The organism is Pantoea sp. (genome assembly GCF_028283705.1).
Classification (GTDB): domain Bacteria; phylum Pseudomonadota; class Gammaproteobacteria; order Enterobacterales; family Enterobacteriaceae; genus Pantoea.
The window spans coordinates 562,699-589,273 of the sequence record NZ_JAPWKD010000032.1 but is presented as its reverse complement, the minus strand read 5'-3'; the positions used below and the strand labels follow the sequence as shown (position 1 = coordinate 589,273).

The 26,575-nt window shown below is 53.7% G+C and carries 29 protein-coding genes; 15 read left to right on the top strand and 14 right to left on the bottom strand.

The annotated features are described in order from the left end of the window. Window positions 1-40: 40 nt before the first annotated feature. From lptB to PW844_RS25695, 6 genes are read right to left on the bottom strand one after another with little or no spacing between them, the layout of a single operon-like run. Window positions 41-766 (bottom strand): LPS export ABC transporter ATP-binding protein, encoded by a 726-nt coding sequence (lptB, locus tag PW844_RS25720; protein ID WP_299457887.1) that lies wholly within the window; start codon window positions 764-766, stop codon window positions 41-43. A gap of 5 nt (window positions 767-771) precedes the next feature. After that, on the bottom strand, window positions 772-1,326 hold the full coding sequence (gene lptA, locus PW844_RS25715) for a lipopolysaccharide ABC transporter substrate-binding protein LptA (RefSeq protein ID WP_299457885.1): 555 nt from the start codon (window positions 1,324-1,326) through the stop codon (window positions 772-774). After that, entirely contained in the window at window positions 1,295-1,873 is a 579-nt protein-coding gene (lptC, locus tag PW844_RS25710; RefSeq protein WP_084872164.1) for an LPS export ABC transporter periplasmic protein LptC, read from the bottom strand. The genes lptA and lptC overlap by 32 nt, the downstream gene beginning before the upstream one ends. Then, entirely contained in the window at window positions 1,870-2,436 is a 567-nt protein-coding gene (gene kdsC / locus PW844_RS25705; protein ID WP_299457882.1) for a 3-deoxy-manno-octulosonate-8-phosphatase KdsC, read from the bottom strand. Before kdsC ends, lptC begins: the two co-directional genes overlap by 4 nt. Before the next feature lie 13 nt (window positions 2,437-2,449). Beyond that, window positions 2,450-3,430 carry an arabinose-5-phosphate isomerase KdsD gene (gene kdsD / locus PW844_RS25700; protein ID WP_084872170.1) on the bottom strand — a complete coding sequence of 327 codons (981 nt, stop codon included), beginning with the start codon at window positions 3,428-3,430 and terminating at the stop codon, window positions 2,450-2,452. Window positions 3,431-3,447: 17 nt separating this feature from the next. Beyond that, window positions 3,448-4,428: a calcium/sodium antiporter gene (locus tag PW844_RS25695; RefSeq protein ID WP_299457879.1), complete on the bottom strand. Its 981-nt coding sequence runs from the start codon at window positions 4,426-4,428 to the stop codon at window positions 3,448-3,450. 226 nt (window positions 4,429-4,654) lie between these two features. Between PW844_RS25695 and mlaF the strand changes: the two genes are divergently transcribed. The 7 genes from mlaF to murA all read left to right on the top strand — a co-directional run bounded on the left by mlaF (window position 4,655) and on the right by murA (window position 9,441). After that, window positions 4,655-5,470, top strand: coding sequence for a phospholipid ABC transporter ATP-binding protein MlaF (gene mlaF / locus PW844_RS25690; RefSeq protein WP_299457877.1), 816 nt, complete (start codon window positions 4,655-4,657; stop codon window positions 5,468-5,470). 4 nt (window positions 5,471-5,474) lie between these two features. After that, window positions 5,475-6,257: a lipid asymmetry maintenance ABC transporter permease subunit MlaE gene (gene mlaE / locus PW844_RS25685; protein WP_299457875.1), complete on the top strand. Its 783-nt coding sequence runs from the start codon at window positions 5,475-5,477 to the stop codon at window positions 6,255-6,257. A gap of 4 nt (window positions 6,258-6,261) precedes the next feature. Continuing rightward, window positions 6,262-6,789, top strand: coding sequence for an outer membrane lipid asymmetry maintenance protein MlaD (mlaD, locus tag PW844_RS25680; RefSeq protein ID WP_084872179.1), 528 nt, complete (start codon window positions 6,262-6,264; stop codon window positions 6,787-6,789). A gap of 18 nt (window positions 6,790-6,807) precedes the next feature. Further along, window positions 6,808-7,440 (top strand): phospholipid-binding protein MlaC, encoded by a 633-nt coding sequence (mlaC, locus tag PW844_RS25675; protein WP_299457872.1) that lies wholly within the window; start codon window positions 6,808-6,810, stop codon window positions 7,438-7,440. Then, entirely contained in the window at window positions 7,440-7,745 is a 306-nt protein-coding gene (gene mlaB, locus PW844_RS25670) for a lipid asymmetry maintenance protein MlaB (RefSeq protein WP_299457870.1), read from the top strand. The genes mlaC and mlaB overlap by 1 nt, the downstream gene beginning before the upstream one ends. Before the next feature lie 115 nt (window positions 7,746-7,860). Beyond that, on the top strand, window positions 7,861-8,118 hold the full coding sequence (ibaG, locus tag PW844_RS25665; RefSeq protein ID WP_007886637.1) for a BolA family iron metabolism protein IbaG: 258 nt from the start codon (window positions 7,861-7,863) through the stop codon (window positions 8,116-8,118). A 63-nt stretch (window positions 8,119-8,181) separates the two neighbouring features. Continuing rightward, window positions 8,182-9,441, top strand: coding sequence for a UDP-N-acetylglucosamine 1-carboxyvinyltransferase (gene murA / locus PW844_RS25660; protein WP_299457866.1), 1,260 nt, complete (start codon window positions 8,182-8,184; stop codon window positions 9,439-9,441). Window positions 9,442-9,507: 66 nt separating this feature from the next. Here murA and PW844_RS25655 read toward each other — a convergent pair whose 3' ends face one another. After that, window positions 9,508-9,792: a helix-turn-helix transcriptional regulator gene (locus tag PW844_RS25655; protein WP_299457864.1), complete on the bottom strand. Its 285-nt coding sequence runs from the start codon at window positions 9,790-9,792 to the stop codon at window positions 9,508-9,510. Window positions 9,793-10,029: 237 nt separating this feature from the next. Next, window positions 10,030-11,001: an octaprenyl diphosphate synthase gene (gene ispB, locus PW844_RS25650; protein WP_084872191.1), complete on the bottom strand. Its 972-nt coding sequence runs from the start codon at window positions 10,999-11,001 to the stop codon at window positions 10,030-10,032. A 255-nt stretch (window positions 11,002-11,256) separates the two neighbouring features. On the opposite strand from ispB, the gene rplU reads away from it, so the two are divergent. The 4 genes from rplU (at window position 11,257) to PW844_RS25630 (ending at window position 16,399) form a co-directional block, all read left to right on the top strand. Continuing rightward, window positions 11,257-11,568 carry a 50S ribosomal protein L21 gene (rplU, locus tag PW844_RS25645; protein WP_013507673.1) on the top strand — a complete coding sequence of 104 codons (312 nt, stop codon included), beginning with the start codon at window positions 11,257-11,259 and terminating at the stop codon, window positions 11,566-11,568. Window positions 11,569-11,583: 15 nt separating this feature from the next. After that, window positions 11,584-11,841 carry a 50S ribosomal protein L27 gene (gene rpmA / locus PW844_RS25640; RefSeq protein ID WP_006121751.1) on the top strand — a complete coding sequence of 86 codons (258 nt, stop codon included), beginning with the start codon at window positions 11,584-11,586 and terminating at the stop codon, window positions 11,839-11,841. Window positions 11,842-12,088: 247 nt separating this feature from the next. Continuing rightward, entirely contained in the window at window positions 12,089-13,264 is a 1,176-nt protein-coding gene (gene cgtA, locus PW844_RS25635) for an Obg family GTPase CgtA (protein WP_299457846.1), read from the top strand. A gap of 270 nt (window positions 13,265-13,534) precedes the next feature. Then, entirely contained in the window at window positions 13,535-16,399 is a 2,865-nt protein-coding gene (locus PW844_RS25630; protein WP_299457843.1) for an SET domain-containing protein-lysine N-methyltransferase, read from the top strand. Between the two features lie 33 nt (window positions 16,400-16,432). On the opposite strand, the gene PW844_RS25625 is transcribed toward PW844_RS25630, so the two are convergent. From PW844_RS25625 to PW844_RS25605, 5 genes are read right to left on the bottom strand one after another with little or no spacing between them, the layout of a single operon-like run. Beyond that, a complete protein-coding gene (locus PW844_RS25625) occupies window positions 16,433-16,849 on the bottom strand; it encodes a hotdog fold thioesterase (RefSeq protein WP_299457840.1) in 417 nt (138 codons plus the stop codon). Window positions 16,850-16,852: 3 nt separating this feature from the next. Further along, window positions 16,853-17,611 (bottom strand): 2,3-dihydro-2,3-dihydroxybenzoate dehydrogenase, encoded by a 759-nt coding sequence (gene dhbA, locus PW844_RS25620; RefSeq protein ID WP_299457837.1) that lies wholly within the window; start codon window positions 17,609-17,611, stop codon window positions 16,853-16,855. Next, complete coding sequence (locus tag PW844_RS25615) at window positions 17,611-18,462, bottom strand: isochorismatase family protein (RefSeq protein ID WP_299457834.1); 852 nt, start codon at window positions 18,460-18,462, stop codon at window positions 17,611-17,613. Before PW844_RS25615 ends, dhbA begins: the two co-directional genes overlap by 1 nt. Before the next feature lie 17 nt (window positions 18,463-18,479). Next, window positions 18,480-20,096, bottom strand: a complete 1,617-nt coding sequence (locus PW844_RS25610; protein WP_299457831.1) for a (2,3-dihydroxybenzoyl)adenylate synthase — start codon at window positions 20,094-20,096, stop codon at window positions 18,480-18,482. Window positions 20,097-20,106: 10 nt separating this feature from the next. Beyond that, window positions 20,107-21,285 carry an isochorismate synthase gene (locus PW844_RS25605; RefSeq protein ID WP_299457828.1) on the bottom strand — a complete coding sequence of 393 codons (1,179 nt, stop codon included), beginning with the start codon at window positions 21,283-21,285 and terminating at the stop codon, window positions 20,107-20,109. Between the two features lie 176 nt (window positions 21,286-21,461). Between PW844_RS25605 and fepB the strand changes: the two genes are divergently transcribed. After that, window positions 21,462-22,427 carry a Fe2+-enterobactin ABC transporter substrate-binding protein gene (fepB, locus tag PW844_RS25600; RefSeq protein ID WP_299457825.1) on the top strand — a complete coding sequence of 322 codons (966 nt, stop codon included), beginning with the start codon at window positions 21,462-21,464 and terminating at the stop codon, window positions 22,425-22,427. On the opposite strand, the gene entS is transcribed toward fepB, so the two are convergent. Continuing rightward, entirely contained in the window at window positions 22,422-23,672 is a 1,251-nt protein-coding gene (entS, locus tag PW844_RS25595) for an enterobactin transporter EntS (RefSeq protein ID WP_299457822.1), read from the bottom strand. The genes fepB and entS overlap by 6 nt on opposite strands. Before the next feature lie 182 nt (window positions 23,673-23,854). On the opposite strand from entS, the gene fepD reads away from it, so the two are divergent. From fepD to PW844_RS25580, 3 genes are read left to right on the top strand one after another with little or no spacing between them, the layout of a single operon-like run. Beyond that, entirely contained in the window at window positions 23,855-24,811 is a 957-nt protein-coding gene (gene fepD, locus PW844_RS25590) for a Fe(3+)-siderophore ABC transporter permease (protein ID WP_299457819.1), read from the top strand. Further along, a complete protein-coding gene (gene fepG / locus PW844_RS25585) occupies window positions 24,808-25,779 on the top strand; it encodes an iron-enterobactin ABC transporter permease (protein ID WP_299457816.1) in 972 nt (323 codons plus the stop codon). The genes fepD and fepG overlap by 4 nt, the downstream gene beginning before the upstream one ends. Next, a complete protein-coding gene (locus tag PW844_RS25580; protein ID WP_299457813.1) occupies window positions 25,776-26,570 on the top strand; it encodes an ATP-binding cassette domain-containing protein in 795 nt (264 codons plus the stop codon). The genes fepG and PW844_RS25580 overlap by 4 nt, the downstream gene beginning before the upstream one ends. Window positions 26,571-26,575: the final 5 nt, after the last annotated feature.

Below are 26,575 nucleotides of genomic sequence, written 5' to 3'. Positions count from 1 at the left end.
TTGAATTTCCTAAGCAAACGTCGGAGGTTACGACACCTTATCAGAGTCTGAACTCTTCGCCCAAATAAACACGCTTAACCTGCTCATCTGCAAGTATTTCATCGGGGGTGCCGTGGGCAATCAAATGCCCCTGGCTGACGATGTAAGCGCGTTCACAAACGGCAAGGGTTTCGCGCACGTTGTGGTCGGTGATCAACACGCCCAGCCCGCTATCGCGCAGATGCTCAATGATCTTCTTGATATCAATGACGGAAATGGGGTCGACACCCGCAAACGGTTCATCCAGCAGGATGAATTTAGGGTTGGCGGCCAGTGCACGGGCAATCTCCACACGGCGGCGTTCACCACCGGAAAGCGCCTGACCCATGCTGTCACGCAGGTGCTCAATGTGGAACTCTTCCATTAGTTCATTGGCACGGTCCTGGCGCTGTTCTTCGCTAAGATCATCACGAACCTGCAATACCGCCATCAGGTTGTCGTAAACGCTCAGGCGACGGAAAATCGATGCTTCCTGCGGCAGATAACCAATGCCACGGCGCGCGCGCGCATGCAGTGGCAGGATACTGATGTCTTCATCATCAATGACGATGCGACCGGCATCACGCGGCACAATACCTACCACCATGTAGAAGGTGGTGGTTTTACCGGCCCCGTTGGGACCCAGCAGGCCGACGATTTCGCCGGATTTCACCTGCAGGCTAACGTCTTCTACCACGCGGCGGCCTTTATAGGCTTTCGCCAGGTTTTCAGCGATCAGTGTGGCCATAGAAATTAGTTACTCTTCTTTTGGCTCTGGGATGAACCGTTTTTGTCCTGCAACTGCGACGGCACCAGTACGGTGGTCACGCGTTTGCTCTGGCCCTGACTGAAGGCCTGCATTTTCTGTTCTTTCACCAGATAGGTGATGCGATCACCTTTGATATTGCTATCCAGCTGCTCAATGTAAGCGTTGCCAGTCAGCTCAACAAAGTCATTGGCCAGTTCGTAGTGCAGCTTGGCAGCATGGCCTTGTACCGGCTTGCCGTTATCCTGCATTTGATAGAAAGTCGCGGGGTTGCCCCAGGCATCAACGATGGTTTTTTTGCTATCGCCGCCCGGACGGGTCACCACCACTTTGTCAGCGGTGATTTTGATCGATCCCTGGGTCACGATCACATTGCCGGTGAAGGTGGCGACATTACCCTGCAAATCCAGCGCCTGGTTTTCTGAAACGATATTGACGGGTTTGTCCGAGTCTCCTGTTAATGCCAGAGCGGGCAGACTGGTGGCTAACAGGGCGCTGACCAGCAGTAACTTAAGGCTGTTTTTGTTCATTTTGGATTTCATAGGAGGATTTGACCTTTTCAATCAACTCGGCATTTTTTGTCCGTAAGTTGCCGCGCATCTTCATGCCAGTAGAGTTAAAACTGCGGCCATAAAGGGTGACCTGATCGTCTGAAGTGACATCCTGGGTAACCAGATTGACTACCGCATTATCCGTTTTGATGCGCTGTAACTCGGAATCCTGCGTCAGGGTGTTTACTTCAACGTGGCCGTATAGATAGAGCATACGATCTTTGGTGAGCTTTGCCTTATCCGAGCGAACAGACCAGGTTGGAATTTTGTTCACGTCATAGGTGGTCATCACCGGATTTTCGAACCAGCTCAGTTGATCGGCATCAAAGTAGGTAACTTTATCCGAAATCAGCTTATAGGCCAGCGCACCATCGGGATTGTATACCACGGTGTGAGAAGTCGAGCTGGTATAGGTCGGCTCCTGATCGTTGGTGGCAACCGGTGTTTTGCTCTCATCCTGGTTGGTAAGATTCCAGCCGATCAGCACCAGAGCGATTAAGGCCAGAATCAGCGTTATCCAACGCCTGCTTTTACTCATACTGATTGCCCTTTGGCATCCTCAAATTTATTCTGCGCCATTAAGATCAGATCGCAAAGTTCACGTACTGCACCGCGGCCACCGGCAATGCGGGTGACGTAATGCGCGCGCGGCAGCAGAATCGGGTGCGCATCGGCAACGGCGACACTGAGACCGACTCGCGCCATGACCGGCCAGTCGATCAGGTCATCACCGATATACGCTACCTGTTCGGCAGATAATGACAGTTTATCCAGGAGTTCACGCCAGGCCAAAAGCTTATCCGATTGTCCCTGATAAAGATGCGTAATGCCGAGGGTTTTACAACGATCTTCCATCAGTCTGGCATTGCGGCCGGTAATAATAGCCACTTCGATGCCCGAGGTCAGCAGGCAACGAATGCCATAACCATCGCGTACGTTAAAGGCTTTCAATTCTTCGCCGCTGTTGCCCATGTAAATCAGGCCGTCTGACATCACACCATCAACGTCACAAATCAGCAGGCGGATTTGCGCTGCTCGCGCCATGATTTCTGCGCTCACCGGACCATAGCAGGTTTCCACTGCGGGTGTTTCAACACTCATGTTCTTTTCCTGTTCAGACCACGCCGGCGCGCAGCATGTCATGCATATGTACCACACCGAGCAGGCGATCGTCATCGGCCACCAGCAATGCAGTGATGTTTTTGTTTTGCATCAGGTTAAGGGCATCCACCGCCAGCAGATTGGGGCGTACGCGGATGCCACCACGGGTCATCACATCCTGAATGCGGGCTGACTGGAAATCGATACCCATATCAAACACCCGGCGTAAGTCACCGTCGGTGAAGATACCTTCAATTTTCATCAGATCATCGACGATCACCGTCAGACCGAGATTTTTCCGCGTAATTTCCAGCAACGCATCACGCAATGATGCATCACGCGTGACATGAGGGATCTCGTCGCCACTGTGCATGATGTCACTGACATGCAGTAACAGTTTACGCCCCAATGCGCCACCTGGATGGGACAATGCAAAATCTTCCTGCGTAAAGCCGCGCGCTTCCAGCAGTGCCACCGCCAGCGCATCCCCCATCACCAGCGTGGCGGTGGTGCTGGTGGTGGGGGCCAGACCGAGCGGGCAGGCTTCCTGCGGCACTTTTACGCATAGATGGACATCGGCGGCCCGGCCCATTGCGCTATCGGCACGGCTGGTGATACAGATCAGCTGAACTTTCTGGCGTTTCAGCACCGGTACCAGCGCGAGTATCTCGTTTGACTCACCGCTGTTCGAAATGGCAATCACCACATCGTTGGTACTGACCATCCCCAGATCGCCATGGCTGGCTTCTGCAGGATGAACAAAGAATGCGGGCGTGCCGGTGCTGGCGAAGGTCGCGGCGATCTTTTTGCCAATATGTCCGGACTTGCCCATCCCCATCACCACCACTTTACCCCGACAGGCAAAGATCATTTTGCAGGCGCGTGAGAAGTCGTCATTTATATATTGATCGAGTTGTTCCAGGCCTTCACGCTCAATACGCAGCACCGCTCTGCCTGCCTGTTGAAAGTCAAAATCCGGTTGCTGATGTGACATACTCAGTCTGTCCTTTATTAACCTGTGATAAACATGGGGCTAAGCCACAGCCAGCACACCCACACGATAAATCCTGCTAACAATAAGGCACCTGCCGCCCGGCCAATTCGGCGTCGGCGTTGCAGGCACAACAGGGCGAACAGCACGCTGACACCCAACATCACCCAGTAATCACGGGCAAAGGCATGGGGATCAATGCTGCCCGGATGAATCAACGCGGGCAGGCCCAGAACAATGGCCAGATTAAAAATATTGGCACCGATCAGGTTGCCGATGGCGATATCGTCCTCGCCTTTCATCGCACCAGCGATGACGGTAGCTAGTTCCGGCAGGCTGGTGCCAACGGCGATTAACGTCAACCCCATCACCAGTTCGCTTACGTCGAAGTAATCGGCAAATACGGTCGCGTTATCGATCACCATGCGGGTAGACATCGGCAGGATCAGCAGTGCAACGGCGAGCCACAGAAAGGCAACGGTATTGCCGCTCTCGTCACGCGGCAGCTCCGCCAATTGTTCGCGCGTTAAGGTGTCGTTATTTTCACGCTCGGCCCGCCGTGCGATCCGGATCGCCACCAGCAGATAACCCAGCGCAATCAGCAGCAAGGCTACGCCATCAAGGCGGCTGAGATAATTATCAAACAACATAATCCCGCTCAGCAATGAGACCAGCAGCATTAACGGGAGTTCGCGGCGAATCAGATTGGAATGGACGGTTAGAGGATGCAGCAGGGCCGCTCCGCCGAGGATTAACAGAATATTAGTGATGTTCGAACCCAGCGCAGTGCCTACTGCTAAATCCATCTGTCCGTGCTGCGCCGCTGAAAAAGAGACGATCAATTCAGGGAGCGAAGTGCCGATGCTGACCACGGTCATGCCGATGATTAACGGGGGTATGCCGAAGGATCGACTGAGGATCGCGGCACTGAATACTAATCGGTCAGCGCCGTAAGCCAGTAAAATCAATCCAATGAACAGCAGGGCAGTGGCTACGAACATGAAAAATCCTTGATGGCCAGATGTGTCGGCACGCGTTGCCCGACGGGTATAAACATTAGTGCAGTGAAACAGGCGCTGATTTTGACTGTCTGAGAGGCAAAAGTAAATTTTAAGGCTATTTTCGCCAAACCGGGTGGGTAAGTTTCTGTAAAACTCTCGTGCATCTTGGACTTACAGGCTACCATCCCGGGATACGATAACGCCCGATCCCCATTAAGAGGTAAAGATGATCCAGCAGCAAACGAATCTGGTTGAGGTTCGTGGCGTGAGCTTTTCGCGCGGAGATCGCACCATCTTCGACGACATTTCATTAACGGTGCCCGAAGGTAAAGTGACCGCCATTATGGGGCCATCAGGCATTGGGAAAACTACGCTGTTGCGCCTGATTGGTGGCCAGCTCCAGCCAGATAAAGGTGAAATCTGGTTTCGTGACGAAAACATTCCCTCACTTTCACGCCGCAGATTGTATGAAGTGCGTAAAAAAATGAGCATGTTATTTCAGTCAGGTGCACTTTTTACCGATCTCAGCGTCTTTGATAACGTGGCCTGGCCGCTGCGGGAGCATACGCAACTTCCGCCATCGCTGTTGCACAGCACGGTGATGATGAAGCTGGAAGCGGTAGGATTGCGTGGTGCGGCACAACTCAAACCGGCGGAACTCTCCGGCGGGATGGCGCGCCGTGCGGCGCTGGCGCGTGCGATCGCGCTGGAACCGGATCTGATCATGTTCGATGAACCCTTTGTCGGCCAGGATCCGATCACCATGGGGGTATTGGTAAAATTGATCGACGAGCTGAACCACGCGTTGGGGGTGACCTGCATCGTGGTTTCGCACGACGTGCCAGAGGTCTTGAGCATTGCCGATCATGCCTATATTGTTGCCGGGCAAAAAATTATTGCTCAGGGAAGCGCGCCTGAATTGCGGACCAACCCCGATCCACGCGTGCGTCAGTTTATTGAAGGGCATGCGGACGGCCCGGTGCCGTTCCGCTTTCCGGCCGGGGATTATCTGGCCGATTTGACCCATGCAGGGAGAACCTAAGCTGATGTTGTTAAAGGCGCTGGCGTCACTTGGACGTCAGGGGATTAACACCTGTGCGGCATTTGGCCGGGCAGGGATGATGCTGTTTCATGCGCTGGTGGGAAAACCGGCGTTTCGCAAACATGCACCGTTGCTGATCAAGCAACTCTACAGCGTGGGCGTAATGTCTCTGCTGATCATTATCGTCTCCGGGCTGTTTATCGGCATGGTGCTTGGGTTGCAGGGCTATCTGGTCCTGACCACCTACAGCGCGGAAACCAGTCTCGGCATGTTGGTGGCGTTGTCGCTGCTGCGCGAACTCGGCCCGGTGGTTACCGCGTTGTTGTTCGCCGGGCGTGCCGGTTCGGCGCTGACCGCAGAAATTGGTCTGATGAAAGCCACAGAGCAGCTCTCCAGCATGGAAATGATGGCGGTTGACCCGTTGCGACGCGTGGTATCACCACGTTTCTGGGCCGGTTTTATCAGTATGCCGCTGCTGGCGCTGATTTTTACGGCGGTGGGGATTGCCGGTGGTGCGCTGGTTGGCGTCAGCTGGAAAGGTATTGATCCTGGCTTCTTCTGGTCAGCGATGCAGAACGCGGTGGATTTCCGCACTGATATTATCAACTGCATTATCAAAAGCGCGGTTTTCGCCATTACGGTGACATGGATTGCGCTGTTCAACGGTTATGATGCTATCCCCACGTCGGAGGGGATCAGCCGGGCAACGACGCGTACCGTGGTACATGCTTCACTGGCGGTACTCGGTTTGGATTTTGTGCTGACAGCACTGATGTTTGGGAAATGATGCAATGCAAAGCAAGAAAAACGAAATTTGGGTAGGCGTCTTCATGCTGCTGGCACTACTGGCACTGCTGTTTCTCAGCCTGCGTGTTGCTGACCTGAAATCACTGGGGACTGAACCCACATGGAAGCTATATGCCACCTTCGATAACATCGGCGGCCTGAAAGTGAGCTCGCCGGTCAAGATTGGCGGTGTGGTGATTGGTCGTGTGACGGATATTTCGCTGGATGATAAAACCCTGTCGCCGCGCGTCACCATGGACATCAGCGACCAATACGCCAACAAAATACCGGACACCAGCTCACTGGCGATTCGTACCCAGGGATTACTGGGGGAACAGTTCCTGGCGCTCAATCTTGGCTTCGATGACCCGGATCTGGGGTCGTCTATGCTAAAAGATGGCGGCACGCTGCGTGATACCAAATCAGCGATGGTGCTGGAAGATTTGATTGGCCAGTTCCTTTACAAGAGCGGCGACAACAAAAACGATAACAAACAACAGGGTGCGGAGAGCGCGCCTGCAGCAACTGAATAACCCCAGAGGTAAAACACGATGTTTAAACGTTTACTGATGATTGCCATGCTGGCCATCGTTCCACTGGCCGTGACGGCAGCGGACCAGAGCAATCCCTATAAACTGATGGATGAAGCGGCGGCGAAAACCTTCACTCGCCTGAAGAACGAGCAACCGAAGATCAAGCAGGATCCTAATTATCTGCGTGATATCGTGCGTCAGGAATTGCTGCCCTATGTGCAGATCAAGTATGCGGGTGCGCTGGTGTTAGGTCGTTACTACCGTGATGCCACACCGGCACAGCGTGATGCTTACTTCGCGGCCTTTGGCGATTATCTGGCACAGGCATATGGCCAGGCGCTGGCACTCTACCACGGTCAGACCTATCAAATTCAGCCTGAACAGCCGATTGGCGATGCCGATATTGTGGCAATCCGTGTCACCATTCTCGATCCGAGCGGTCGTCCACCGGTACGCCTTGATTTCCAGTGGCGCAAAAACAGCCGTACGGGTAACTGGCAGGCCTACGATATGGTGGCAGAAGGCATCAGTATGATCACCACCAAACAGAATGAGTGGGGCGATTTGCTGCGTACCAAAGGTATCGATGGTCTGACCGCGCAGTTGAAAGCCTCTGCGGCTCAGCCAATCACTCTGGATAAGCAGCAATAATGAGCGAACCGTTACGCTGGCAGCGTACTGCCAGCACGCTGGCCCTGAGTGGCAAGCTGGACCGTGACACCTTGCTGTCCTTGTGGCAGGAACGGGAAACGGCCATGGTGAATATTGAGACCATTGATGTGGCTGCACTCGACAGGGTGGACTCAGCCGGACTGGCGCTGTTGGTTCATTTGCGCGAGATTGCCAGGGCGCAGGGCAGCACGCCGCTGTTTAGCGGTATCACGGATAAACTTCAGTCACTGATTACGCTGTATAATCTGCAGCAGATTATTGTTTCTGCGGAAAAAATAGCCTGATTATTGCCCTTAATGATAAAGCCCCTGATTTTTTCAGGGGCTTTTGCGTATTTAAGAGTCAGACGCTTTCCTCTAAGATGTCTGCCTTATTATTATCAACTTGAAGCAAAGAGCGATGGAAAATAGTGAAGTTCAGGCGGTGCTGATGCAGGCGTTGCCATTAGAAGAAGTGCATGTTCTCAGCAACGACGGTAGCCACTTTCAGGTGATTGCGGTCGGCGAGATGTTCGGCGAGCTGAGCCGGGTTAAAAAACAGCAGGCTGTGTATGCGCCACTGATGGAATACATTGCGGATAATCGCATTCATGCGGTTTCCATAAAAACTTATACTCCTGCCGAGTGGGCGCGCGATCGTAAACTTAACGGTTTCTAAGCGCACTGCTTTGGTGCGCCCGCGCAGGCGGGCTTGTTTGATTGATAATTGAGAACCGTGTTAATGGACAAATTTCGTGTGCAAGGCCCCACCCGTTTGAGTGGTGAAGTGACCATTTCCGGGGCGAAAAACGCTGCGCTGCCAATTCTGTTTGCAGCGCTGCTGGCAGAAGAGCCGGTAGAGATTCAGAATGTGCCGAAACTGCGTGACATCGACACCACCATGAAGCTGCTGAGTCAGCTGGGTGCCCAGGTCGAGCGTAATGGTTCGGTGCACGTTGATGCGCGCGAAGTTAATGTCTTCTGTGCGCCTTATGACCTGGTGAAAACCATGCGTGCTTCGATCTGGGCGCTGGGACCGCTGGTTGCGCGTTTTGGTCAGGGGCAGGTTTCACTGCCGGGTGGTTGTGCCATTGGCGCACGTCCGGTTGATCTGCACATCACTGGCCTTGAGCAACTGGGTGCAGAGATCAAACTGGAAGAGGGCTATGTTAAAGCCTCAGTTGATGGTCGTCTGAAGGGCGCGCATATCGTGATGGACAAAGTGAGCGTCGGTGCCACGGTGACCATCATGAGTGCGGCAACGCTGGCAACAGGCACTACTATCATTGAAAACGCTGCGCGTGAACCGGAAATTGTTGATACAGCGAACTTCCTGAACACCCTGGGTGCAAAAATCAGCGGTGCTGGTACCGATAAAATCACCATTCAAGGCGTAGAACGTCTGGGTGGCGGTGTTTATCGTGTCCTGCCGGACCGTATCGAAACCGGTACTTTCCTCGTTGCTGCTGCGATTTCGCGTGGCAAAGTGGTGTGTCGCAACACTCAGCCTGACACCCTGGATGCGGTACTGGCTAAACTGCGTGACGCCGGTGCGGATATTGAAACCGGTGCCGACTGGATTAGCCTCGATATGCACGGTAAGCGCCCAAAAGCGGTTAACGTTCGCACTGCACCGCATCCGGGTTTCCCGACCGATATGCAGGCGCAATTTACGCTGCTGAACCTGGTGGCTGAAGGCACCGGTGTGATCACCGAGACCATTTTCGAAAACCGCTTTATGCACATCCCTGAACTGATTCGTATGGGCGCGCATGCGGAGATCGAAAGCAATACCGCAATTTGTCACGGCGTGGAGACGCTGTCGGGTGCGCAGGTTATGGCGACCGATTTACGTGCATCAGCCAGTCTGGTGCTGGCGGGTTGCATTGCGGAAGGTACTACGCTGGTTGATCGTATTTACCATATCGATCGTGGTTACGAGCACATCGAAGATAAACTGAAAGCTATGGGTGCCAATATCGAGCGCGTTAGCGGCGAATAATTGTCTTCCAGGCTTTAATGAGAAAACCAGCCGTACTGCGGCTGGTTTTTTTTGGCTACACGAGCATCACTCTGAAGATTGAGGCACCTTTTTTGGCTTCGGGCGCCCCGTGCGTTTCCGCAAACGCTGAGTCTTAGGATCAAAATAACGGCTTGGCCAGATCTCCGCAGGGTGTACACCCAAGGCGTTGGCAATCAACCACTCTCCTTTGGGCCAGGAACGGGAAATGGCATTCGCCAGAGTCGATGAACTCAGGCCCGATTTACGCGATAACGCTGCCATTGTGGTTCCTTTCTTACGCAGCTTTGCAATGATGTCTGCCGGGTGCCAGTCTTGTTTCCATGCATGCATAAACGCTCTTCTCCATGTCCATGTTGTCTTCTCATCCTTCGGGTGAGGGATTCTTTCCGGTGTAGTAATATCTGGAAATATACGGAAGTATATAGCAAATGGCTCCAGTAATTTTCCAGTAAAATCGTAACCATTGCTTGTAACTGCGAACTGTTTCGCAAAAGCACTGCAAATAATGAAAAGACGTACAAGGGAAGTGAGAGCAGGAAAAGGGGGCCAGAGCTGGCCCCGCAGGGATCAATAATCGCGTTGTACAGACATGTGGGCTAATGCTTCAAGGGCGCTACGCCACGGGCTTTCTGGCAGTGCTTCCAGGGCAGCAATGGCTTTATCAGCTTCTTCTTCCGCGCGCTGCCGCGTCCATTCCAGCGAACCACACTGGCGCATTGCTTCCAGCACCGGTTCCAGTAAATGGCGACCATTACCTTCTTCAATCGCGCGGCGAATCATCTGCGCCTGTTCTGGTGAACCGTTACGCATCGCATGCAGCAGGGGCAGTGTGGGTTTGCCTTCGCTCAGGTCATCTCCAGTATTTTTGCCCAGCGTCTCGCCGTCCGCGCTGTAATCCAGTAAATCGTCAATTAACTGGAAAGCGGTGCCAATATAGCGTCCATAATCCTGCAGCGCTTTTTCCTGCGCCGGGGTGGCTTCGGCCAGAATCGCTGATGCCTGTGAAGCGGCTTCAAACAGACGGGCGGTTTTGCTGTAAATCACCCGCATGTAATTTTCTTCAGTGATGTCCGGATCGTTGACGTTCATCAACTGCAAAACTTCGCCTTCGGAGATGACGTTCACCGCTTCAGACATCAGCGCAAGGATCTTCAGGGATCCCATACTGGTCATCATCTGGAAAGCACGGGTATAGATAAAATCACCCACCAGCACACTGGCCGCATTGCCAAATGCGGCATTGGCTGTGGCTTTACCACGGCGCATATCGGATTCATCCACGACATCGTCATGCAGCAGCGTGGCGGTGTGGATAAATTCGATCAGCGCCGCATTGGTGACATGTTGCGAACCCTGGTAATTCAGTGCACGTGCAGACAACACGGCTATCATCGGGCGAATGCGTTTTCCACCGCCACTGATGATGTAATGGCCCAACTGGTTAATCAGCGAGACATCTGAATTCAACTGGTCGAGGATGGTCTGGTTGACGGCCGCCATGTCCTGCGCGGTTAATTCATTAATCTGTTCTAAGTTCATTCGTCTGTTCAGCTATGACTCGTTTCTCGGCATGGTAAGCGCTTTTACCCAGCGTGAGTTCAGGTAATCTGTTACTGATTGTACTTGAAAAATCGGGTTGATAAACGTTTGCATTCATCCTGCGCTTTTTTTCTGCAAGAGAGTGCAAAGTGCACTTGTCTTCTGCCGGAGATTTGCGTAGAATTCGCGCCCTATTGTGAATATTTATAGCGCCGCCTGATTAACAGAAAGGCAAGCGCAGAAGCGGAGTTTTATATGTACGCGGTTTTCCAAAGTGGTGGTAAACAACACCGAGTAAGCGAAGGTCAGACCGTTCGCCTGGAAAAGCTGGACATCGCAACCGGTGAAACCATCGAGTTTGACCAGGTTCTGATGATTGCAAATGGCGAAGACGTGAAAATCGGCGCGCCACTGGTTTCAGGCGGTGTGATCAAAGCAGAAGTCGTTGCTCATGGTCGTGGCGAGAAAATTAAAATTGTTAAGTTTCGTCGTCGTAAGCACTACCGTAAGCAGCAAGGCCACCGTCAGTGGTTCACTGATGTGAAAATCACTGGCATCAGCGCCTAAGAGGAGATCTGACAAATGGCACATAAAAAGGCTGGTGGCTCGACTCGTAACGGTCGTGACTCCAACGCAAAACGTCTGGGTGTAAAACGTTTCGGTGGTGAATCTGTTCTGGCAGGTAGCATCATCGTTCGTCAGCGTGGTACCAAATTCCACGCCGGTAACAACGTAGGTTGTGGTCGTGACCACACTCTGTTTGCTACCGCAGACGGCAAAGTGAAATTCGAAGTTAAAGGTCCGAACAACCGTAAATACATCAGCATCGTTGCTGAGTAAGGTTGTCGTGACGCAGACGGTTAACGTCTGAACGAACGAATGAAAGGCCCCGCAGCTTTGCGGGGCTTTTTACATTCTGTTGCGGAGTGCACGTAAGCCCAGCACCCTTGCGCAGATTGCTGTACAATTTATGTACACATGGCATTGCCAATCCTGTATTATCCGCCGCCGGTCAGCGCAGAAGACCCTGGCGGACCCGTTCGTCGTCAGAGTTCTGCCGCGAACGACAGTGTGACGGAGAAAGAAAATGAAGTTTGTTGATGAAGCGACGATCCTCGTGGTCGCGGGTGATGGCGGTAATGGTTGCGTGAGCTTCCGCCGCGAAAAATACATTCCGAAAGGCGGCCCGGACGGCGGCGATGGCGGCGATGGCGGCGACGTCTACCTGCTGGCGGATGAAAACCTTAATACCCTGATCGATTATCGTTTCGAAAAATCTTTCCGTGCTGAACGTGGCCAGAATGGCCAGAGCCGTGACTGTACCGGCAAACGCGGTAAAGACATCATTGTTAAAGTCCCGGTGGGTACGCGTGTTATTGACCAGGGCACAGGCGAAACGCTGGGCGATATGACGCGCCACGAGCAGCAGCTGATGGTCGCCAAAGGCGGCTGGCATGGCCTGGGTAACACCCGTTTTAAATCTTCGGTGAACCGTACACCACGCCAGAAAACCATGGGTACACCGGGTGAAAAGCGTGACCTGCAGCTGGAGCTGATGCTGCTGGCTGACGTTGGTATGCTTGGCTTACCGAATGCCGGTAAATCGACCTTTATTCGCGCCGTTTCTGCGGCCAAGCCGAAAGTGGCAGATTATCCGTTTACCACCCTGGTGCCGAGCCTCGGCGTGGTGCGTATGGACAGCGAAAAGAGCTTCGTGATTGCCGACATCCCGGGCCTGATTGAAGGTGCTGCGGAAGGTGCCGGCCTCGGTATTCGCTTCCTGAAACACCTGGAACGCTGCCGCGTCCTGCTGCACCTGATCGACATTGCGCCGATTGACGAGTCAGATCCGGTTGAAAACGCGCGCATCATCCTTGGTGAACTGGAAAAATACAGCGATAAACTGTATCAGAAGCCGCGCTGGCTGGTGTTTAACAAAACTGACCTGCTGAGCCGCGAAGAAGCGGAAAGCCGCGCTAAAGCCATTGCAGAAGCGCTGGGTTGGGAAGAGAAATACTATCTGATTTCTGCTGCCAGCCGTGATGGCGTCAATGAGCTCTGCTGGGACGTGATGAGCTTCATTATCGCCAATCCCAAAGAAGCGGAAACAGAAGAGAAGCAGCCGGAGAAAGTGGCCTTCATGTGGGATGATTACCACCGCGAAGCCATGGAAAACGCCCAGGAAGTGGAAGAAGACGACGACTGGGATGATGACTGGGACGAAGATGACGACGAAGGCGTCGAAATCATCTATCAGCGTTAATCTGCGTTATCTCTGCTGTAAAAGTTAAAATCTGATCTGGCAGTTACACCGGTAACTGCCAGATTTTTTTTCGCGCTGTATAAGATATTTATTAGCGTTTTCCTACCGTTCACCTTCCCTTCATCTGCATTTTATGGCTGGTTTTGTGCATAAGGCACCGTTTCGTTACGGAATATTGTGCCAGGATCGACATCGTTCAGAACAGCCGGCATAAGCGACCAGGATAAGGACGCTTCGGTAATCATATCTGTGTATTTAAAAGGAGTTTAAATGCAACCTGTTGAAAGATTAGCACCTTCTGTTCCCTCACCAGTTCCAGTATCAATGAATATAGAATCAGCCCTGGTTGAAAATATATCTTTTATTCACCAGGCGAATATATCTGATACCCCATCGATTAATCAAACCATTAATATAAAAAAGGAATCGTTAGAGGAGGACGATATTAATCTTTATCATCAGCGTCGGCCCGGAAATTTACCGGTTTTGTTGCACAAAGATGATGAGCTGGAAGCCTTGGGGATAAAACAGGGACCCCTGCGTGAAGAGTTAATGCATGTTGATGCCGAAAACTTAGAAATTAGCATTGCTGATAAAAAGAGCCTGTCAAAAAAAATCGCAGATTCCGCTACGCAACAGATACGGAATCTGGTGAAGAATATTCAGGAGGGAAAGGCCGGAGATGCAGGTGCGGATTGCTATCATATATTTAGTGATGAAGAACACCCTGAATTAGGTTTCGGATTAAAGGCTGCCAGAGCTATCAGGTTAGGTGAGGTGTTACCGGATTTGTATGGCGGATTTATTCTGAGGAATCGCACGCAATGTGATGAAATGTATGTAAGCAGTGACAGTCACTGTCCGACCTATTTTTTTGAAACCAAAGGACACCGTCCCAGATCTAAAAGAGGTTTTCGACGAAAGCCAGTGAATGTATATAGTGGCATTGCAGGTCATTTAAAAAATACGAATCTGGCCCTTGTTAATACCGCCCTGGTGCAGGGCGATAAAGTTGTGCCTTCTGATAAAAATAATTTGATCGCTATTCGGGCGGGCGAAAATATTATTGTTTATATGGCTATTCGTGATATCAAAAAAGATGAGTCATTACTGATAAATTATGGCTCCAGATACAGAATAATGAAACATCATCCCCCGATAGTTAAGACAGAACCCGACTCTATTTCTGTCGGAGATGGACAGCCAGAAGGACTTCCCAGCGGGCTATCATGGCTGGCAGACAACATTGGCAATGCTGATAGCTGGGTTGATGCCAGTTTTGAAGTGTTGCCGCAGTTGATCGCACTATCAGAATGCTTTCGTAAACAAAATGCCTTGCTTGTGATTACCAAAAAAGAGCATGAGGACGATGAAAAGCAACGGGGTGATATGGTTGTTTCTGTTATTGATTCCTCAAATAGTGAGTTTGTTGATCATAAAGAAATCATTAATTCAGATCGTCATTTGGCGGTGATTCAATATATCCCAAATGAAAATCATTATAATGCGGTCTGGTCTCCAGCGGGCAATGTGCATTTTACTCTGGTAGAAAATATTTACAGGCTGAGCACGGAAAAAAGCAGAGTTCAACCCATTGGAAAAACAGGGTTTTGTATGACAGATGCCGCAGCCTTTGCGTTATTCAAAGGGCGAAAAGATAAAACCCTTGCGGGTAAACCTCTCACTGATACGATGTTAACAGGAATTTATGGTCATGATTTGCGGGAAGATATAAAAAATCTTATTAAGATCCTGCCCCAAAAAAATAAGCAGTTAACTGAAGATTTAGAAAAAAAGATTCAAAGCATAAAAATTTTTGAAAAAAATAGAGTTCCCGAGGATGATCAAGTTAGCCAGGAAACAGAAATTGATTCCAGTGATGATTCATCAGTAAAGGAAAAAATCCCTTCGCAGAAAAAGGGAAGGATCACTGCGGATCTTTTGCGGCAGTTTAAAAAATTACCCAGAAAGGAAAGAAATCGCAGGAGGTTTATTAAAAAAAATCAACTTGTTCCTGTCACTGCAATGAAATATATCTACGAAGATGGTAAGTTGACATTGCGAGGGAAACAAAAAATTCAGCTGGATGAAGGACATAAATTCTCAAACCCTAAAGAAGCGATTAATGAATGGCTGAATAAAACGGAAGAAGAACGCGCGATACCTGGGGCAAGAGAAACATTGGCGATAAAATATAATGTGCTTTTTGAAACGCTTGATTCAGTGCTGCGCAGGTCAGGGGTCAATACACGCGGTCTGAAAAGTCTGCAAAGAATAGAAAGTTATGCCCGCAATCAGATAGAGGAGAAAAATCATGTTCAACCCGGGCATATGAAAGAACTTCATGGCATGTTAATGCAAAATAATTCTGAATTATCTCAGGAAGCCCTGCATGCATTCTGTATAAAGAATAATCTTGATGAGAGCAAGTTACCTTATTTTTTCAAAGGCAATAAATTTACGGCACGTGGCAGAGCGGTACTTAACCGCCAGCCAGGTCAGGATGACAGGATAACCGCAGATCTTATCCGGGAATGGATGGCGCTGGGGGAAGTCCGAAAAAATTATGGCACGAAGACCACGTTTTGTGAAAGGAACAATATAAGCCGTCATACATTGCAGGTTTATGCTACCGCGAATGGCCTTAAAGAGGCGGGCGAAAAAATTATGCAAGTTGAGCAGCAAAATGAAGAAATGATGGCTGCAATGGTAAAATGGGCGTCTCTCACTCAGGAGCAACGCAATGGAAACAGATCTATTGAAAAATTTAGTCGGGAATACAAAGTAAGCTATGAACCTTTCCGACAAAAGGTGATGGTCAAAAATGTTTTTAAAGATAAAGGACGAAAGTTTTTAATAGAACGGGGAATGACCTGTGAGGAAATTAATGCCCTTATCGCTCAGAGTGGCGGGAATCTCAACCCTTCTTCTTATAAAAAAATTACCACAGAAATTATTGATGGCTATCGAATATCAACCAATAAGCATAATCAAAAGGCGTTTACAGAATATTGCAGAAAGGTGGATTTTGAGACTCGCCGCCTTGTGCGATATATAGGTTTTAACGGAGAGCTGACACTCAGAGGTAAAGCGAAATATAACAAGAAGAAGCCGCTTGCCGGATCGGGTAAATAATGAAAGGTGAGCACTTTAGTGCTCACCCACGTTCTAACCCAGTACCGCCACCGTCAGACGGGTACTACAGCACAGCTGATCGCGGCCATTGCGAATCTCAATCTGCCAGCTTTGATTACGTGCGCCGAGATGCAGTGGACGGCAGATACCGCGTACCTCGCCGCTGCTGACGGCGCGATGGTGGCTGGCACTCACCTCAATCCCCACCACGCTTTTTCCCTCTTCCACGCTAAGGTAGCCAGCAATCGATCCCATCGATTCCGCCAGCACCACCGATGCACCGCCGTGCAGCAGGCCAAACGGTTGTTGCGTGCGGGCATCAACTGGCATGGTGGCTTCGAGGTAATCGTCGCCAATCACGGTAAACACAATGCCAAGGTGCCCCACCAGTGAGTTTTCACCGATTTTATTGAGTGCTGCCAGATCGAACGGTCGTTTCCAGATAGCCATGCATCAGGCTCCCAATGTTGCGCCACCATCGACCACAATATCCTGCAACACCACATGGCTGGCAAGATCAGATGCGAGGAACAAAATATTGGCCGCGATCTCTTGTGGTTGTGCGATCTTGCGCAACGGGATCCCCAGTTTGTATTGATCCTGGAAGCCGTTGATCATTTCCTGTTCCGCTTCCGGCGTATGCCACAGGCTGCGCTGCATATCGGTATCGGTAGAACCGGGTGAAACGATATTGCAGCGTACGCCGAGCGGGGCCATCTCCAGTCCGACAGTCAGGCACAGACTACGTAGTGCGGCTTTTGATGCGCCATAGGCGGACATACCGAGGCGCGGCGCATGGGCGGCATTGGAGGCGATAGTGACAATGGCGCCAGCACGTTGCTGACGGAATACCGGCAGCGTTTGCTGGAACATATTGAATGCCCCGCCTGCATTGACGGCCAGGCACGCCTGCCAGTCCTCAAACGCCAGTTCTTCGGTGCTGCCGATGCGCAGGATCCCGGCACCGTTTACCAGCACATCGAGACGCGGCTGCTCGGCCAGTAGCCGCTGGCACACGGTTTTCACCTCGGCGGCATCAGCCACGTTCATGACCTGGCAGGAGAAGGGATAATCAGCCTGATCAAAATGCAGATCGAAGCCAACTACCTGCGCTCCCGCCTGATGGAAGGCGAGGGCTGTATGGTAGCCGATACCTTTACCGGCACCGGTTACCCAGACAATTTTCCCGCGAAAATCGAAAGGCAGACTCATTACGCACGCTCCCGTGACAGCAGCGCCCACCAGCCATCAATGCTGGGGTTTTTCGCCAGGCTGACGAAATCAATATCGCTATGTACCTGACGCCAGCGAGCGGCCAAAGCCATCACACGTACCGAATCGAGACCATAATCAATCAGGTTCTCATCATCTTCCGGCACATCATCATCTTCCAGCAGCGGCAGAATCAGCGCGCGCAGTTCATCTTTGGAGAGCGGCAGTGGCATCAGATCAGCCGTCATCACCACTTTGCCGCTGCGGCCTGCGGTATAGGTCAGAGCCATCATATGTTCTTCGCGGGTGAAGTCAGCCAGCGCATCGGCCACCATAAATGGCTGGATATTGCGCATAAAGGCATCGGTCGCGGTGGTCAGGCAGCCGATGTGGGCGTACACGCCAGTGATGATCAACTGATCACGGCCCATCTCCTGCAGGATCGACTCCAGCGGCGAACGATGGAATGCGCTATAGCGCCATTTGGTCAGTACCTGATCATCCTGATCCGGGGCCAGAGCATCGACGATCTTCTGTTGATCGGGATGTTTGTTCAGGCCCGGTCCCCACATATCGTTGAGCAGAGCGCGGTCCGCATCGCTCTGCTCATTCGGCTGCGCGGTGTAGAACACCGGAATACCTTGCGCTTTGCAGTACGCACGCAGACGCGCAATGTTTTCGACGATCTGATTCACCAGCGGGCTGTTTTCGCCCCAAAAGTTAAGGAAATAGGCCTGCATATCGTGAATCAGCAGCGCCGCGCGTTGCGGCTCCAGGCTCCACTTCACCTTGTTGGCAGGCAACTCGGTGGCGGTCGGCAGCGGATAAGAGGTCAATTTTGGAATAGCCATACAATCTCCGGAACAGGTCAGGCTTGCGCTTGTTGATCGGCAAGCTGTTGGCGCAAACGTTTTTTATCCACCTTGCCAACCGGGGTCAGCGGCAGGGCGTCTACGCAGGTAATACGGTCGGGTAATTTGAACTCGGCAACGCCCAGTTCGCGCAAATGGCGACGCAGCGCCACCGGTTTAATCGGCTGGCTGGCGACAATAAAGGCGCAGCTTTTTTCACCCATTAGCTCATCGTTCATCGACACCAGCGCGGCGTGGATGACATCCGGGTGACGTTGCAGCAGGTTTTCGATCTCTTCTGCCGCGATCTTCTCGCCGCCGCGGTTGATCTGATCTTTCTCGCGGCCCTGCACGGTGATGTAACCCTGTGGGTTGATCTCAATCAGATCGCCGGAACAGTAAAATCCATCGGCATCAAAGCTGGCAGCGTTGTGCTCCGGACTGCGGTAGTAGCCACGGAAGGTATAAGGTCCGCGCGTCATCAGACGGCCCACTTCACCGCTCGGCAGGGCATTGCCCTCGGCGTCGGCTACCCAGACTTCATCGTCGTCAGAAATCGGGCGTCCCTGGGTGGTGAGGATGGTTTTTACGTCATCGTCGAAGCGGGTGTAATTCACCAGGCCTTCAGCCATGCCGAACACCTGTTGCAGCTGGCAACCGATTTCCTGCTGAATCCGCGCGGCGAGGGTTTCACCCAGCTTGGCTCCGCCCACCTGCATACGTTCGAGCGAGGCCAGCTGTTTATTACTGCCCCATTCCTGAATCGCCTGCAACCACAGGCTTACCGCCGGTGGCACCAGGCCGGTGTCGGTGATTTGGTGTTTTTCGATCAGCGGAAAGCACAGCGTGGCGCTGGGGTCAGCAGCCAGCACCACCTGGCCCCCAGCATAAAAGACGCCGAGTGCGCCCGGCGAACTCATCGGGAAGTTATGTGCAGCGGGCAGCGCCACCAGATAACGGGTGTGCTCAGTCACGGCGCAAATCTCCACGCTGCCGCGAATGCTGTAATAGTAATCATTGTGGGTGCGTGGGATCAGTTTTGGCGTGCCGGTGCTGCCGCCCGAAAGCTGGAAGAATGCCACTTCATCGCCAGCGCTCGGCGTGGGGATGAAGTCACCGGCAGCTTCAGCCAGCAATGCGTCGAGGGTGTTTTCCGGCTGATGATCGTTGCGCAAAATCACCTGTTGTAGTGACGGATGCGAGCGGCACAGCGTATCGATAAAGCTGTCATCGGCAAACAACGCATGGCTGCGATCGGCAATCAGTAGCGCCGGTTCAATCTGCGCGGCATAGGCGGTCAGTTCGGTACGTTGATGGCTGAACAGAGCATTGACCGGCGCCACCCCGATTTTGAACAGGGCAAAAAGCATCAGGTAAAAATCCGCCACGTTGCCGAGCTGTACCAGCGCAGTATCGCCGGTTTTCAGGCCGCGGCGTTGCAGCGCCGCTGCCAGGTTGTCAGTCAGCCGATGCATTTCGCGATAGCTGATTTGACGATCGCCATCGATAACCGCGATCGCCTCATTGTGCTGCTGACGCGCCAGGATGTCGGTCATCGGCACATCGAGCCAGTAGCCTTTCTCGCGGTAACGTGCGGCCAGGTCATCCGGCCAGCGGTTGTAGGGAATACTCATGGTCTTTCCTTTATTGCAGTCCAAAGGCGCGCAGCATGGTATCCAGCTTCACGCCGGTTTCACGCCATTCTGATTCGGGTTGTGAATCGGCAACGATGCCTGCACCGGCGAACAGACGCACATGCGTATCGTGCACTGTGCCGCAGCGAATAGTGACCACCCATTCGCCATTGCCTGCCTCATCGCACCAGCCGACAATGCCGCCGAACAACTGGCGATCAAAGGGCTCCAGCGCCTGAATCAGTTGCTGAGCACGCTGATGCGGGAAACCACTCAGCGCCGGGGTTGGATGCAACAGGCAGGCCAGCGACAGCGCATTGTCGCGCTCGTCCTGCACTTCGCCGTCTATCTGGGTGGCGAGATGCCATAAGGTTGAGGTGGTAATCAGCGTCGGCACCGTCGGCACCGACAACCGGCGACTACGTGGTTGCAGTGTTCCGCGCATCGCATCGGTCACCAGCTGATGTTCGTGCCGATCTTTACCGGAGTTCATCAGGGTGTCGCCTGCGGCACGATCACGCTGGCTATCATTATCCCGGCGCGCAGAACCGGCGAGCGGGCAGGAGCTGAAGTCACGGCCGTGCTTACGCAGCATCAGTTCCGGGCTGGCACCGAGCAGTACGCCGCCTTGCGGCAAGGGCAAATGGAAATGGTAGCTGTTGGGGTTTAACGCAATCACCCGCTGCATCAGCGCAGCGCTATCCACCGGTTGTTCCGTGACAATATCCATCAGGCGCGACAGCACCACTTTGTCGAGATCGCCCCGTTGGGTAGCGGCAACAGCTTCGGCCACCATGTTGAGAAAAACATCGTGATCCGGTACGGCAGCACGGCGACGCACCTCAGGCAGCGCACCGGGTTGGGTGGGCAGCGCGGCCAGCAGATCGGCGCGGTTAAAGGTTTGATAAGATTCAGGAATAAACAAGGCCGCAGGCTGGCTGGCATCAAACGGGATGGCACCCACCAGAATCGGTTTCTCAATACCTTGCTTTTTGGCCGCAGCAAAGTGCTGACGCAGCTGCTGCTGAAAATGGCCCTGTAAATCGGCAGCATCCTGCACTGACTCAGTCAGGGTGGTGTAACAACCCTGCGTCACCAGACTCTGCCAGGGAGAGGTAAACAGGAATCCGCGGCAAAGTGCGGAAAAATCCTGCAGCCAGGCATTTTCAAACGTGGACGATTCCACCATAATTTCCACCTTTAAATGATAAGATTATTAAGAATGATTATCATTTTTATTATGGCCCAGTAACCTACGTCGAACGGGCGAAAGAGTCAATCGATTCGCGGGAGTTCCCTTATCTTTAGGCGTTTTCCGGCGCTGATGCCGGACGCCGAATTAAGCTAAACGGTGGATGAAAACTTATGAATAAATGCGGATTATGGGGCACGTTTGTCCTGTTGTTCATTTTGCAGGCTTTCAGCAGCATGGCGCGCGCTGACCAGGGCTGGCCGCGCAAGATTCAAACCGAACAGGGCATCGTCACGCTCAGCAAAGCGCCGCAGCGCATTGTCTCGACCAGCCTCACGCTGACCGGTTCGCTGCTGGCGATTGATGCCCCGGTCATCGCCTCGGGGGCTACCGCACCCAACAGCCGCCTCTCCGACGATCAAGGTTTTTTCCGTCAGTGGGGCGAGGTGGCGAAACAGCGTGGCGTGAAGCGTCTGTATATCGGTGAACCCAGTGCAGAAGCCGTTGCGGCGGAAGCGCCGGATCTGATTATCGTCAGCGCCACCGGTAATGACTCCGCCATCAAACTGGTGAGCCAGCTGTCTGCCATTGCCCCGACCCTGGTGATCAATTACGACGATAAAAGCTGGCAGGATTTAGTGACGTTGCTTGGCGATGCCACTGGCCACGAAGCGCAGGCGACACAGCGCATTAAGGCTTTCGACGATCGTGAAGCGGCACTGAAAAAAGCCATCACGCTGCCACCGCAGCCAGTTTCTGCCATGGTTTGGAATGGCGACGGGCGTGCTGTGAATCTGTGGACGGCAGAATCAGCCCAGGGCAAATTGTTGCAGCAGCTCGGTTTCACGCTGGCGATGCCCCCGGCCAATATCCAGCAGAGTCACAGCATGGGGCAGCGCAAAGATATTATTCAGCTATCGGGTGAAACCGTCGCCAGCGGCCTGACCGGCCACAGCTTCCTGCTATTTGCTGCCGATGATAAAACCGCGCAATCGGTACTGAGCAATCCATTCCTGGCACAAAACGAGGCGGTCACGCACAAGCAGGTGTATGCGCTGGGGGCGGATACCTTCCGCCTTGATTACTACAGCGCCAGCAATCTGCTGGCGCGTCTGGAAAAATTGTTCGTTAAATCATGATGCGTCTTCCGCCAGCGTGACCGCTGGCGGTTGATAACGGCGTAAGCGCCCCATCAAAAACCACATCAGCACACCCAGCACCGCCGCCGCGAAGCCAAACATCGTTGCGGCCTGCGGTGGCAGCAGCCATGACCCCATCGCGCCAATCATTACCGCCCCCAGCGCATCGCCCGTGACATTCTGTGCCGTCCACAGACTGTTGATACGACCAAGGAGTGCATCCGGCGTTAACGCCTGGATCAGGGTGTACTGCACCAGGCTGGTAATTGAACTGAAGTAGCCAAAAGCCACCAGACACAGCAGGGCGAGGGGGAATGATGGCATCAGGCCAAACAGCCCCAGCGCAACGAAAGCGGCAATCGCGCTGCTGAGAATCAGCAGCCCCGGGCGGCTGGCATGCGCCAGGCGGCCACTGGTTAATGCCCCTACTGCCGCGCCGAGTGGCACCGCGGCAAACATCAATCCCAACCGATCGGCGCTGACCTCCCAATGCGGTGCCAGGGCCGGATACAGCACGCGGATGGCACTGGCCAGCGTCACCAGCGCGCCGATCAGCGCCGCCATTCCCACCAGCGGCGTGCTAAACAGGAACTGCACACCAACGGCGAGTGATTTCAATGGGTTCTCACGCGGCTGCGCCGGTAGCGGCAATGGCGGGAGTTTGAGCAGAGTCAGCACGGTCAGCAGTGTGCCCGCCGCTGCCAGCGCGAAGTTCCACACCACACCGCCGCTGGCAATCACCATACCGGCAATTGCCGGGGAGAGAATCGAGCCGAAGCGCACGGTCAGCATGGTCAGGGCACCGGCCTGCATCAGGTTTTCGCGCCCGACCAGCGCTGGCGTCGCGGCCAGCAGTGCGGTCACGCCAATCGCACCAAAGAAGCCATCCCACAACCCCAGCAGATACACCGCCATCAGTGAGGGTTGTGGTAATGCAGCGTTAATCGCCAGCCCGACAAAGCCAAGGCCACAGGTAGAACGGGCGAATAAAATCAGCTTTTTACGTTCATAGCGATCGGCCAGCACGCCCCCGGTCAGCAAACCGATAAACATGCCGCAGGCCGCCACGGTCACCCCCAGACCGACCAGCCAGGATGACGCCGTCATTTGCTGAATTTGTACCGGTACCGCCACCGCCAGCATGCCGAGGGCGACAATCGAGATAAAACGGGCGATAAACACCGCGCGAAACGCCGGGTGGGATTTAAGCAGGGAGAGATCAATAAAGTGGGAGGGTTTGTTCATTTCTTTGCCTTTTTGCACCAATTTTCCTCATCTTCCGTGAGGCGAGTCATGATAACATAGACAAATACGAGTAATAACGATAACAAATATCATTATCATATTTCCCTTACGCACGCGAAAACGTTGTTAAGTAGAAGGTTCAGAACGCTATGCGCCAGACTCGTGCACTCGCAGGATCAGGGATGCTGCTGGTGCTCCTTATTGTTCTCAGTTTGATGCTGGGAGCAAAATCTATTTCTTTTTCCGATGTTTATCATTCGCTTATTTCAACCTGTTCTGATGCGGATTGCGTGATTGTGCGCGATGCACGTCTGCCACGTACGCTGGCCGGATTGCTGGCAGGCGTTGCGCTGGGGCTGGCGGGTGCGTTGATGCAAAGCCTGACGCGCAACCCACTGGCCGATCCGGGGATTCTGGGGGTGAACGCCGGGGCAGGTTTTGCTGTGGTGCTGGGCATTGCGCTGTTTGGTGCTGACTCACCGGTCGCATGGCTTGGTTTTGCCTTTGGCGGCGCGCTGCTGGCTTCGCTGCTGGTGGCGATGACCGGCGCGATGGGGGGCGGACGCGTGAATCCGGTGCGTCTGACTCTGGCGGGGGTGGCACTGGGGGCGGTGCTGGAAGGGTTAACCTCGGGGATTTCGCTGCTCAATCCTGACATCTACGATCATCTGCGTTTCTGGCACAGCGGTTCGCTGGATATCCGCAATTTCACCATTTTGCGTACCCTGTTTCCGGCGGTGCTGGTGGGCAGCGTGGTGGCCTTTTGCCTGTCGCAGGCGCTTAACAGCCTGAGCATGGGGGGCGATATGGCGACGGCGCTGGGAACCCGCGTGGCGCGTACCCAACTGCTTGGGCTGCTGGCGATAGCGCTGCTGAGCGGCGCGGCAACGGCAGCGGTCGGGCCGATCGCTTTTCTCGGTTTAATGACACCGCATCTGGCACGCTGGCTGGTGGGCAATGATCATCGCTGGTTGCTACCTGCCACCGCGCTGCTGACGCCGATCCTGTTATTAGCCGCAGATATTATCGGCCGCCTGCTGGTGCCTGGTGAGCTGCGGGTGTCCATCGTCACCGCGATGCTCGGCGCGCCAATGTTGATCGTGCTGGTACGACGCAAATTAGGGCGAGGTGCGGTATGACGCGGCGCGCACTGATGAATTCGCTCTGGCTGATGCTGGGATGCGGACTGCTGGCTTTTCTGGCGCTGACACGTGGCACACTGCCGATCAGCGGTGAACAGGTCTGGCAGGTGTTGCGGGGCGAAGGCGCCAGCAACGTGAAACTGATTCTGCTGGAATGGCGCTTGCCGCGCGTGCTGATGGCGTTGCTGATTGGTGCGGCGCTCGGCATCAGTGGCGCGATTTTTCAGTCGCTGCTGCGTAACCCGCTTGGCAGCCCGGACATTCTGGGTTTTAACACCGGTGCCTATAGCGGTGTGCTGGTGGCGCTGGTGCTGTTTAATCAAAATGCTTCGGCGATAACCCTTGCCGCACTGCTGGGCGGCATTATCACCGCAGCGCTGGTGTATCTGTTTGCCTGGCGTCATGGCGTAGAAACCTTTCGTTTGATTATTGTCGGCATCAGCGTGCGTGCCTTGCTGATGGCGCTCAACAGCTGGCTGATTATCAGCGCGTCGCTCGAATCTGCGGTCAGCGCCGGTTTATGGAGTGCCGGGTCGCTCAACGGCATCACCTGGGCGAAGACACCGCCGGTGATTGCCGTGTTATTGCTGAGTCTGCTGCTGGTGGCACTGCTGGCACGCCGGATGCGTTTGCTGGAGATGGGTGATGACACCGCCTGTGCGCTTGGCGTACCGGTGGAGCGCAGCCGCCTGTGGTTAATGTTGCTTGGTGTGGTGCTGACCGCGGCCTCGACCGCGCTGGTCGGACCGATTTCGTTTATCGCCTTACTGGCACCGCAGATAGCCCGTCGTCTCGGCGGCGGCATGCCGCTGACCGCGCTGTGTGGTGCGTTGCTATTGATCGCTGCAGATTTCGCCGCGCAGCATCTGTTCCTGCCTTATCAATTGCCGGTTGGTGTGATTACCGTCAGCCTCGGTGGACTTTATCTGATTGCTTTACTGGTGCGGGAGGCGCGACGCCAATGACCGAAATTCCTTCACGTCTCTATGGCGAAGGGCTGACGCTGGGTTACGACAAAAAAGTGGTGGCGGAAAATTTGTCGGTGGCGATCCCGGAAGGGGAGCTGACGGTGATTATCGGCCCCAATGCCTGTGGAAAATCGACCCTGCTGCGCACCCTGAGCCGCCTTAACGCTCCGCTGAAAGGCCAGGTTTTTCTCGATGGTGAAGCCATCAATCGTTATCCGACGAAAGAAGTGGCGCGCCGTCTCGGCCTGCTGCCGCAAAGTTCCAATGCCCCGGCGGGGATCAGCGTGACTGAGCTGGTAGCGCGTGGGCGTTATCCGCATCAGCAGCTGTTTGGCCGCTGGCGTGCCGAAGATGAAGCGGCGGTGCAGCAGGCGATGCTGGCGACCGGCGTGGCTGATCTGGCCGAGCTGCAGGTGGATACGCTCTCCGGCGGGCAGCGTCAGCGGGTGTGGATTGCGATGGTGCTGGCACAGCAGACGCCGTTATTGCTGCTGGATGAACCCACCACCTGGCTGGATATCACCCATCAAATTGAGCTGCTGGAGTTGATGCAGGATCTTAATCAGCAGCATGGACGTTCGCTGGTGGTGGTGCTGCATGATCTGAATCATGCCTGTCGTTATGCCACGCACCTGATTGCGATGCGCCATGGACGGATCATTGCCGAAGGGAAACCGGCAGAGATTGTCACCCCGGCCTTGATTGAGCAGGTGTATGGCTTGCGCTGCGTGATTGTGGAAGATCCGGTGGCGCATACGCCGATGATCGTGCCGCTGGGACGCCTGTAGCGGCG

What these genes read in the sequence shown, in the direction of transcription:
- lptB (WP_299457887.1), bottom strand. Translation starts at nt 766, where the DNA reads ATGGCCACACTGATCGCTGAAAACCTGGCGAAAGCCTATAAAGGCCGC.
- lptA (WP_299457885.1), bottom strand. Translation starts at nt 1,326, where the DNA reads ATGAAATCCAAAATGAACAAAAACAGCCTTAAGTTACTGCTGGTCAGC.
- lptC (WP_084872164.1), bottom strand. Translation starts at nt 1,873, where the DNA reads ATGAGTAAAAGCAGGCGTTGGATAACGCTGATTCTGGCCTTAATCGCT.
- kdsC (WP_299457882.1), bottom strand. Translation starts at nt 2,436, where the DNA reads ATGAGTGTTGAAACACCCGCAGTGGAAACCTGCTATGGTCCGGTGAGC.
- kdsD (WP_084872170.1), bottom strand. Translation starts at nt 3,430, where the DNA reads ATGTCACATCAGCAACCGGATTTTGACTTTCAACAGGCAGGCAGAGCG.
- PW844_RS25695 (WP_299457879.1), bottom strand. Translation starts at nt 4,428, where the DNA reads ATGTTCGTAGCCACTGCCCTGCTGTTCATTGGATTGATTTTACTGGCT.
- mlaF (WP_299457877.1), top strand. Translation starts at nt 4,655, where the DNA reads ATGATCCAGCAGCAAACGAATCTGGTTGAGGTTCGTGGCGTGAGCTTT.
- mlaE (WP_299457875.1), top strand. Translation starts at nt 5,475, where the DNA reads ATGTTGTTAAAGGCGCTGGCGTCACTTGGACGTCAGGGGATTAACACC.
- mlaD (WP_084872179.1), top strand. Translation starts at nt 6,262, where the DNA reads ATGCAAAGCAAGAAAAACGAAATTTGGGTAGGCGTCTTCATGCTGCTG.
- mlaC (WP_299457872.1), top strand. Translation starts at nt 6,808, where the DNA reads ATGTTTAAACGTTTACTGATGATTGCCATGCTGGCCATCGTTCCACTG.
- mlaB (WP_299457870.1), top strand. Translation starts at nt 7,440, where the DNA reads ATGAGCGAACCGTTACGCTGGCAGCGTACTGCCAGCACGCTGGCCCTG.
- ibaG (WP_007886637.1), top strand. Translation starts at nt 7,861, where the DNA reads ATGGAAAATAGTGAAGTTCAGGCGGTGCTGATGCAGGCGTTGCCATTA.
- murA (WP_299457866.1), top strand. Translation starts at nt 8,182, where the DNA reads ATGGACAAATTTCGTGTGCAAGGCCCCACCCGTTTGAGTGGTGAAGTG.
- PW844_RS25655 (WP_299457864.1), bottom strand. Translation starts at nt 9,792, where the DNA reads ATGCATGCATGGAAACAAGACTGGCACCCGGCAGACATCATTGCAAAG.
- ispB (WP_084872191.1), bottom strand. Translation starts at nt 11,001, where the DNA reads ATGAACTTAGAACAGATTAATGAATTAACCGCGCAGGACATGGCGGCC.
- rplU (WP_013507673.1), top strand. Translation starts at nt 11,257, where the DNA reads ATGTACGCGGTTTTCCAAAGTGGTGGTAAACAACACCGAGTAAGCGAA.
- rpmA (WP_006121751.1), top strand. Translation starts at nt 11,584, where the DNA reads ATGGCACATAAAAAGGCTGGTGGCTCGACTCGTAACGGTCGTGACTCC.
- cgtA (WP_299457846.1), top strand. Translation starts at nt 12,089, where the DNA reads ATGAAGTTTGTTGATGAAGCGACGATCCTCGTGGTCGCGGGTGATGGC.
- PW844_RS25630 (WP_299457843.1), top strand. Translation starts at nt 13,535, where the DNA reads ATGCAACCTGTTGAAAGATTAGCACCTTCTGTTCCCTCACCAGTTCCA.
- PW844_RS25625 (WP_299457840.1), bottom strand. Translation starts at nt 16,849, where the DNA reads ATGGCTATCTGGAAACGACCGTTCGATCTGGCAGCACTCAATAAAATC.
- dhbA (WP_299457837.1), bottom strand. Translation starts at nt 17,611, where the DNA reads ATGAGTCTGCCTTTCGATTTTCGCGGGAAAATTGTCTGGGTAACCGGT.
- PW844_RS25615 (WP_299457834.1), bottom strand. Translation starts at nt 18,462, where the DNA reads ATGGCTATTCCAAAATTGACCTCTTATCCGCTGCCGACCGCCACCGAG.
- PW844_RS25610 (WP_299457831.1), bottom strand. Translation starts at nt 20,096, where the DNA reads ATGAGTATTCCCTACAACCGCTGGCCGGATGACCTGGCCGCACGTTAC.
- PW844_RS25605 (WP_299457828.1), bottom strand. Translation starts at nt 21,285, where the DNA reads ATGGTGGAATCGTCCACGTTTGAAAATGCCTGGCTGCAGGATTTTTCC.
- fepB (WP_299457825.1), top strand. Translation starts at nt 21,462, where the DNA reads ATGAATAAATGCGGATTATGGGGCACGTTTGTCCTGTTGTTCATTTTG.
- entS (WP_299457822.1), bottom strand. Translation starts at nt 23,672, where the DNA reads ATGAACAAACCCTCCCACTTTATTGATCTCTCCCTGCTTAAATCCCAC.
- fepD (WP_299457819.1), top strand. Translation starts at nt 23,855, where the DNA reads ATGCTGCTGGTGCTCCTTATTGTTCTCAGTTTGATGCTGGGAGCAAAA.
- fepG (WP_299457816.1), top strand. Translation starts at nt 24,808, where the DNA reads ATGACGCGGCGCGCACTGATGAATTCGCTCTGGCTGATGCTGGGATGC.
- PW844_RS25580 (WP_299457813.1), top strand. Translation starts at nt 25,776, where the DNA reads ATGACCGAAATTCCTTCACGTCTCTATGGCGAAGGGCTGACGCTGGGT.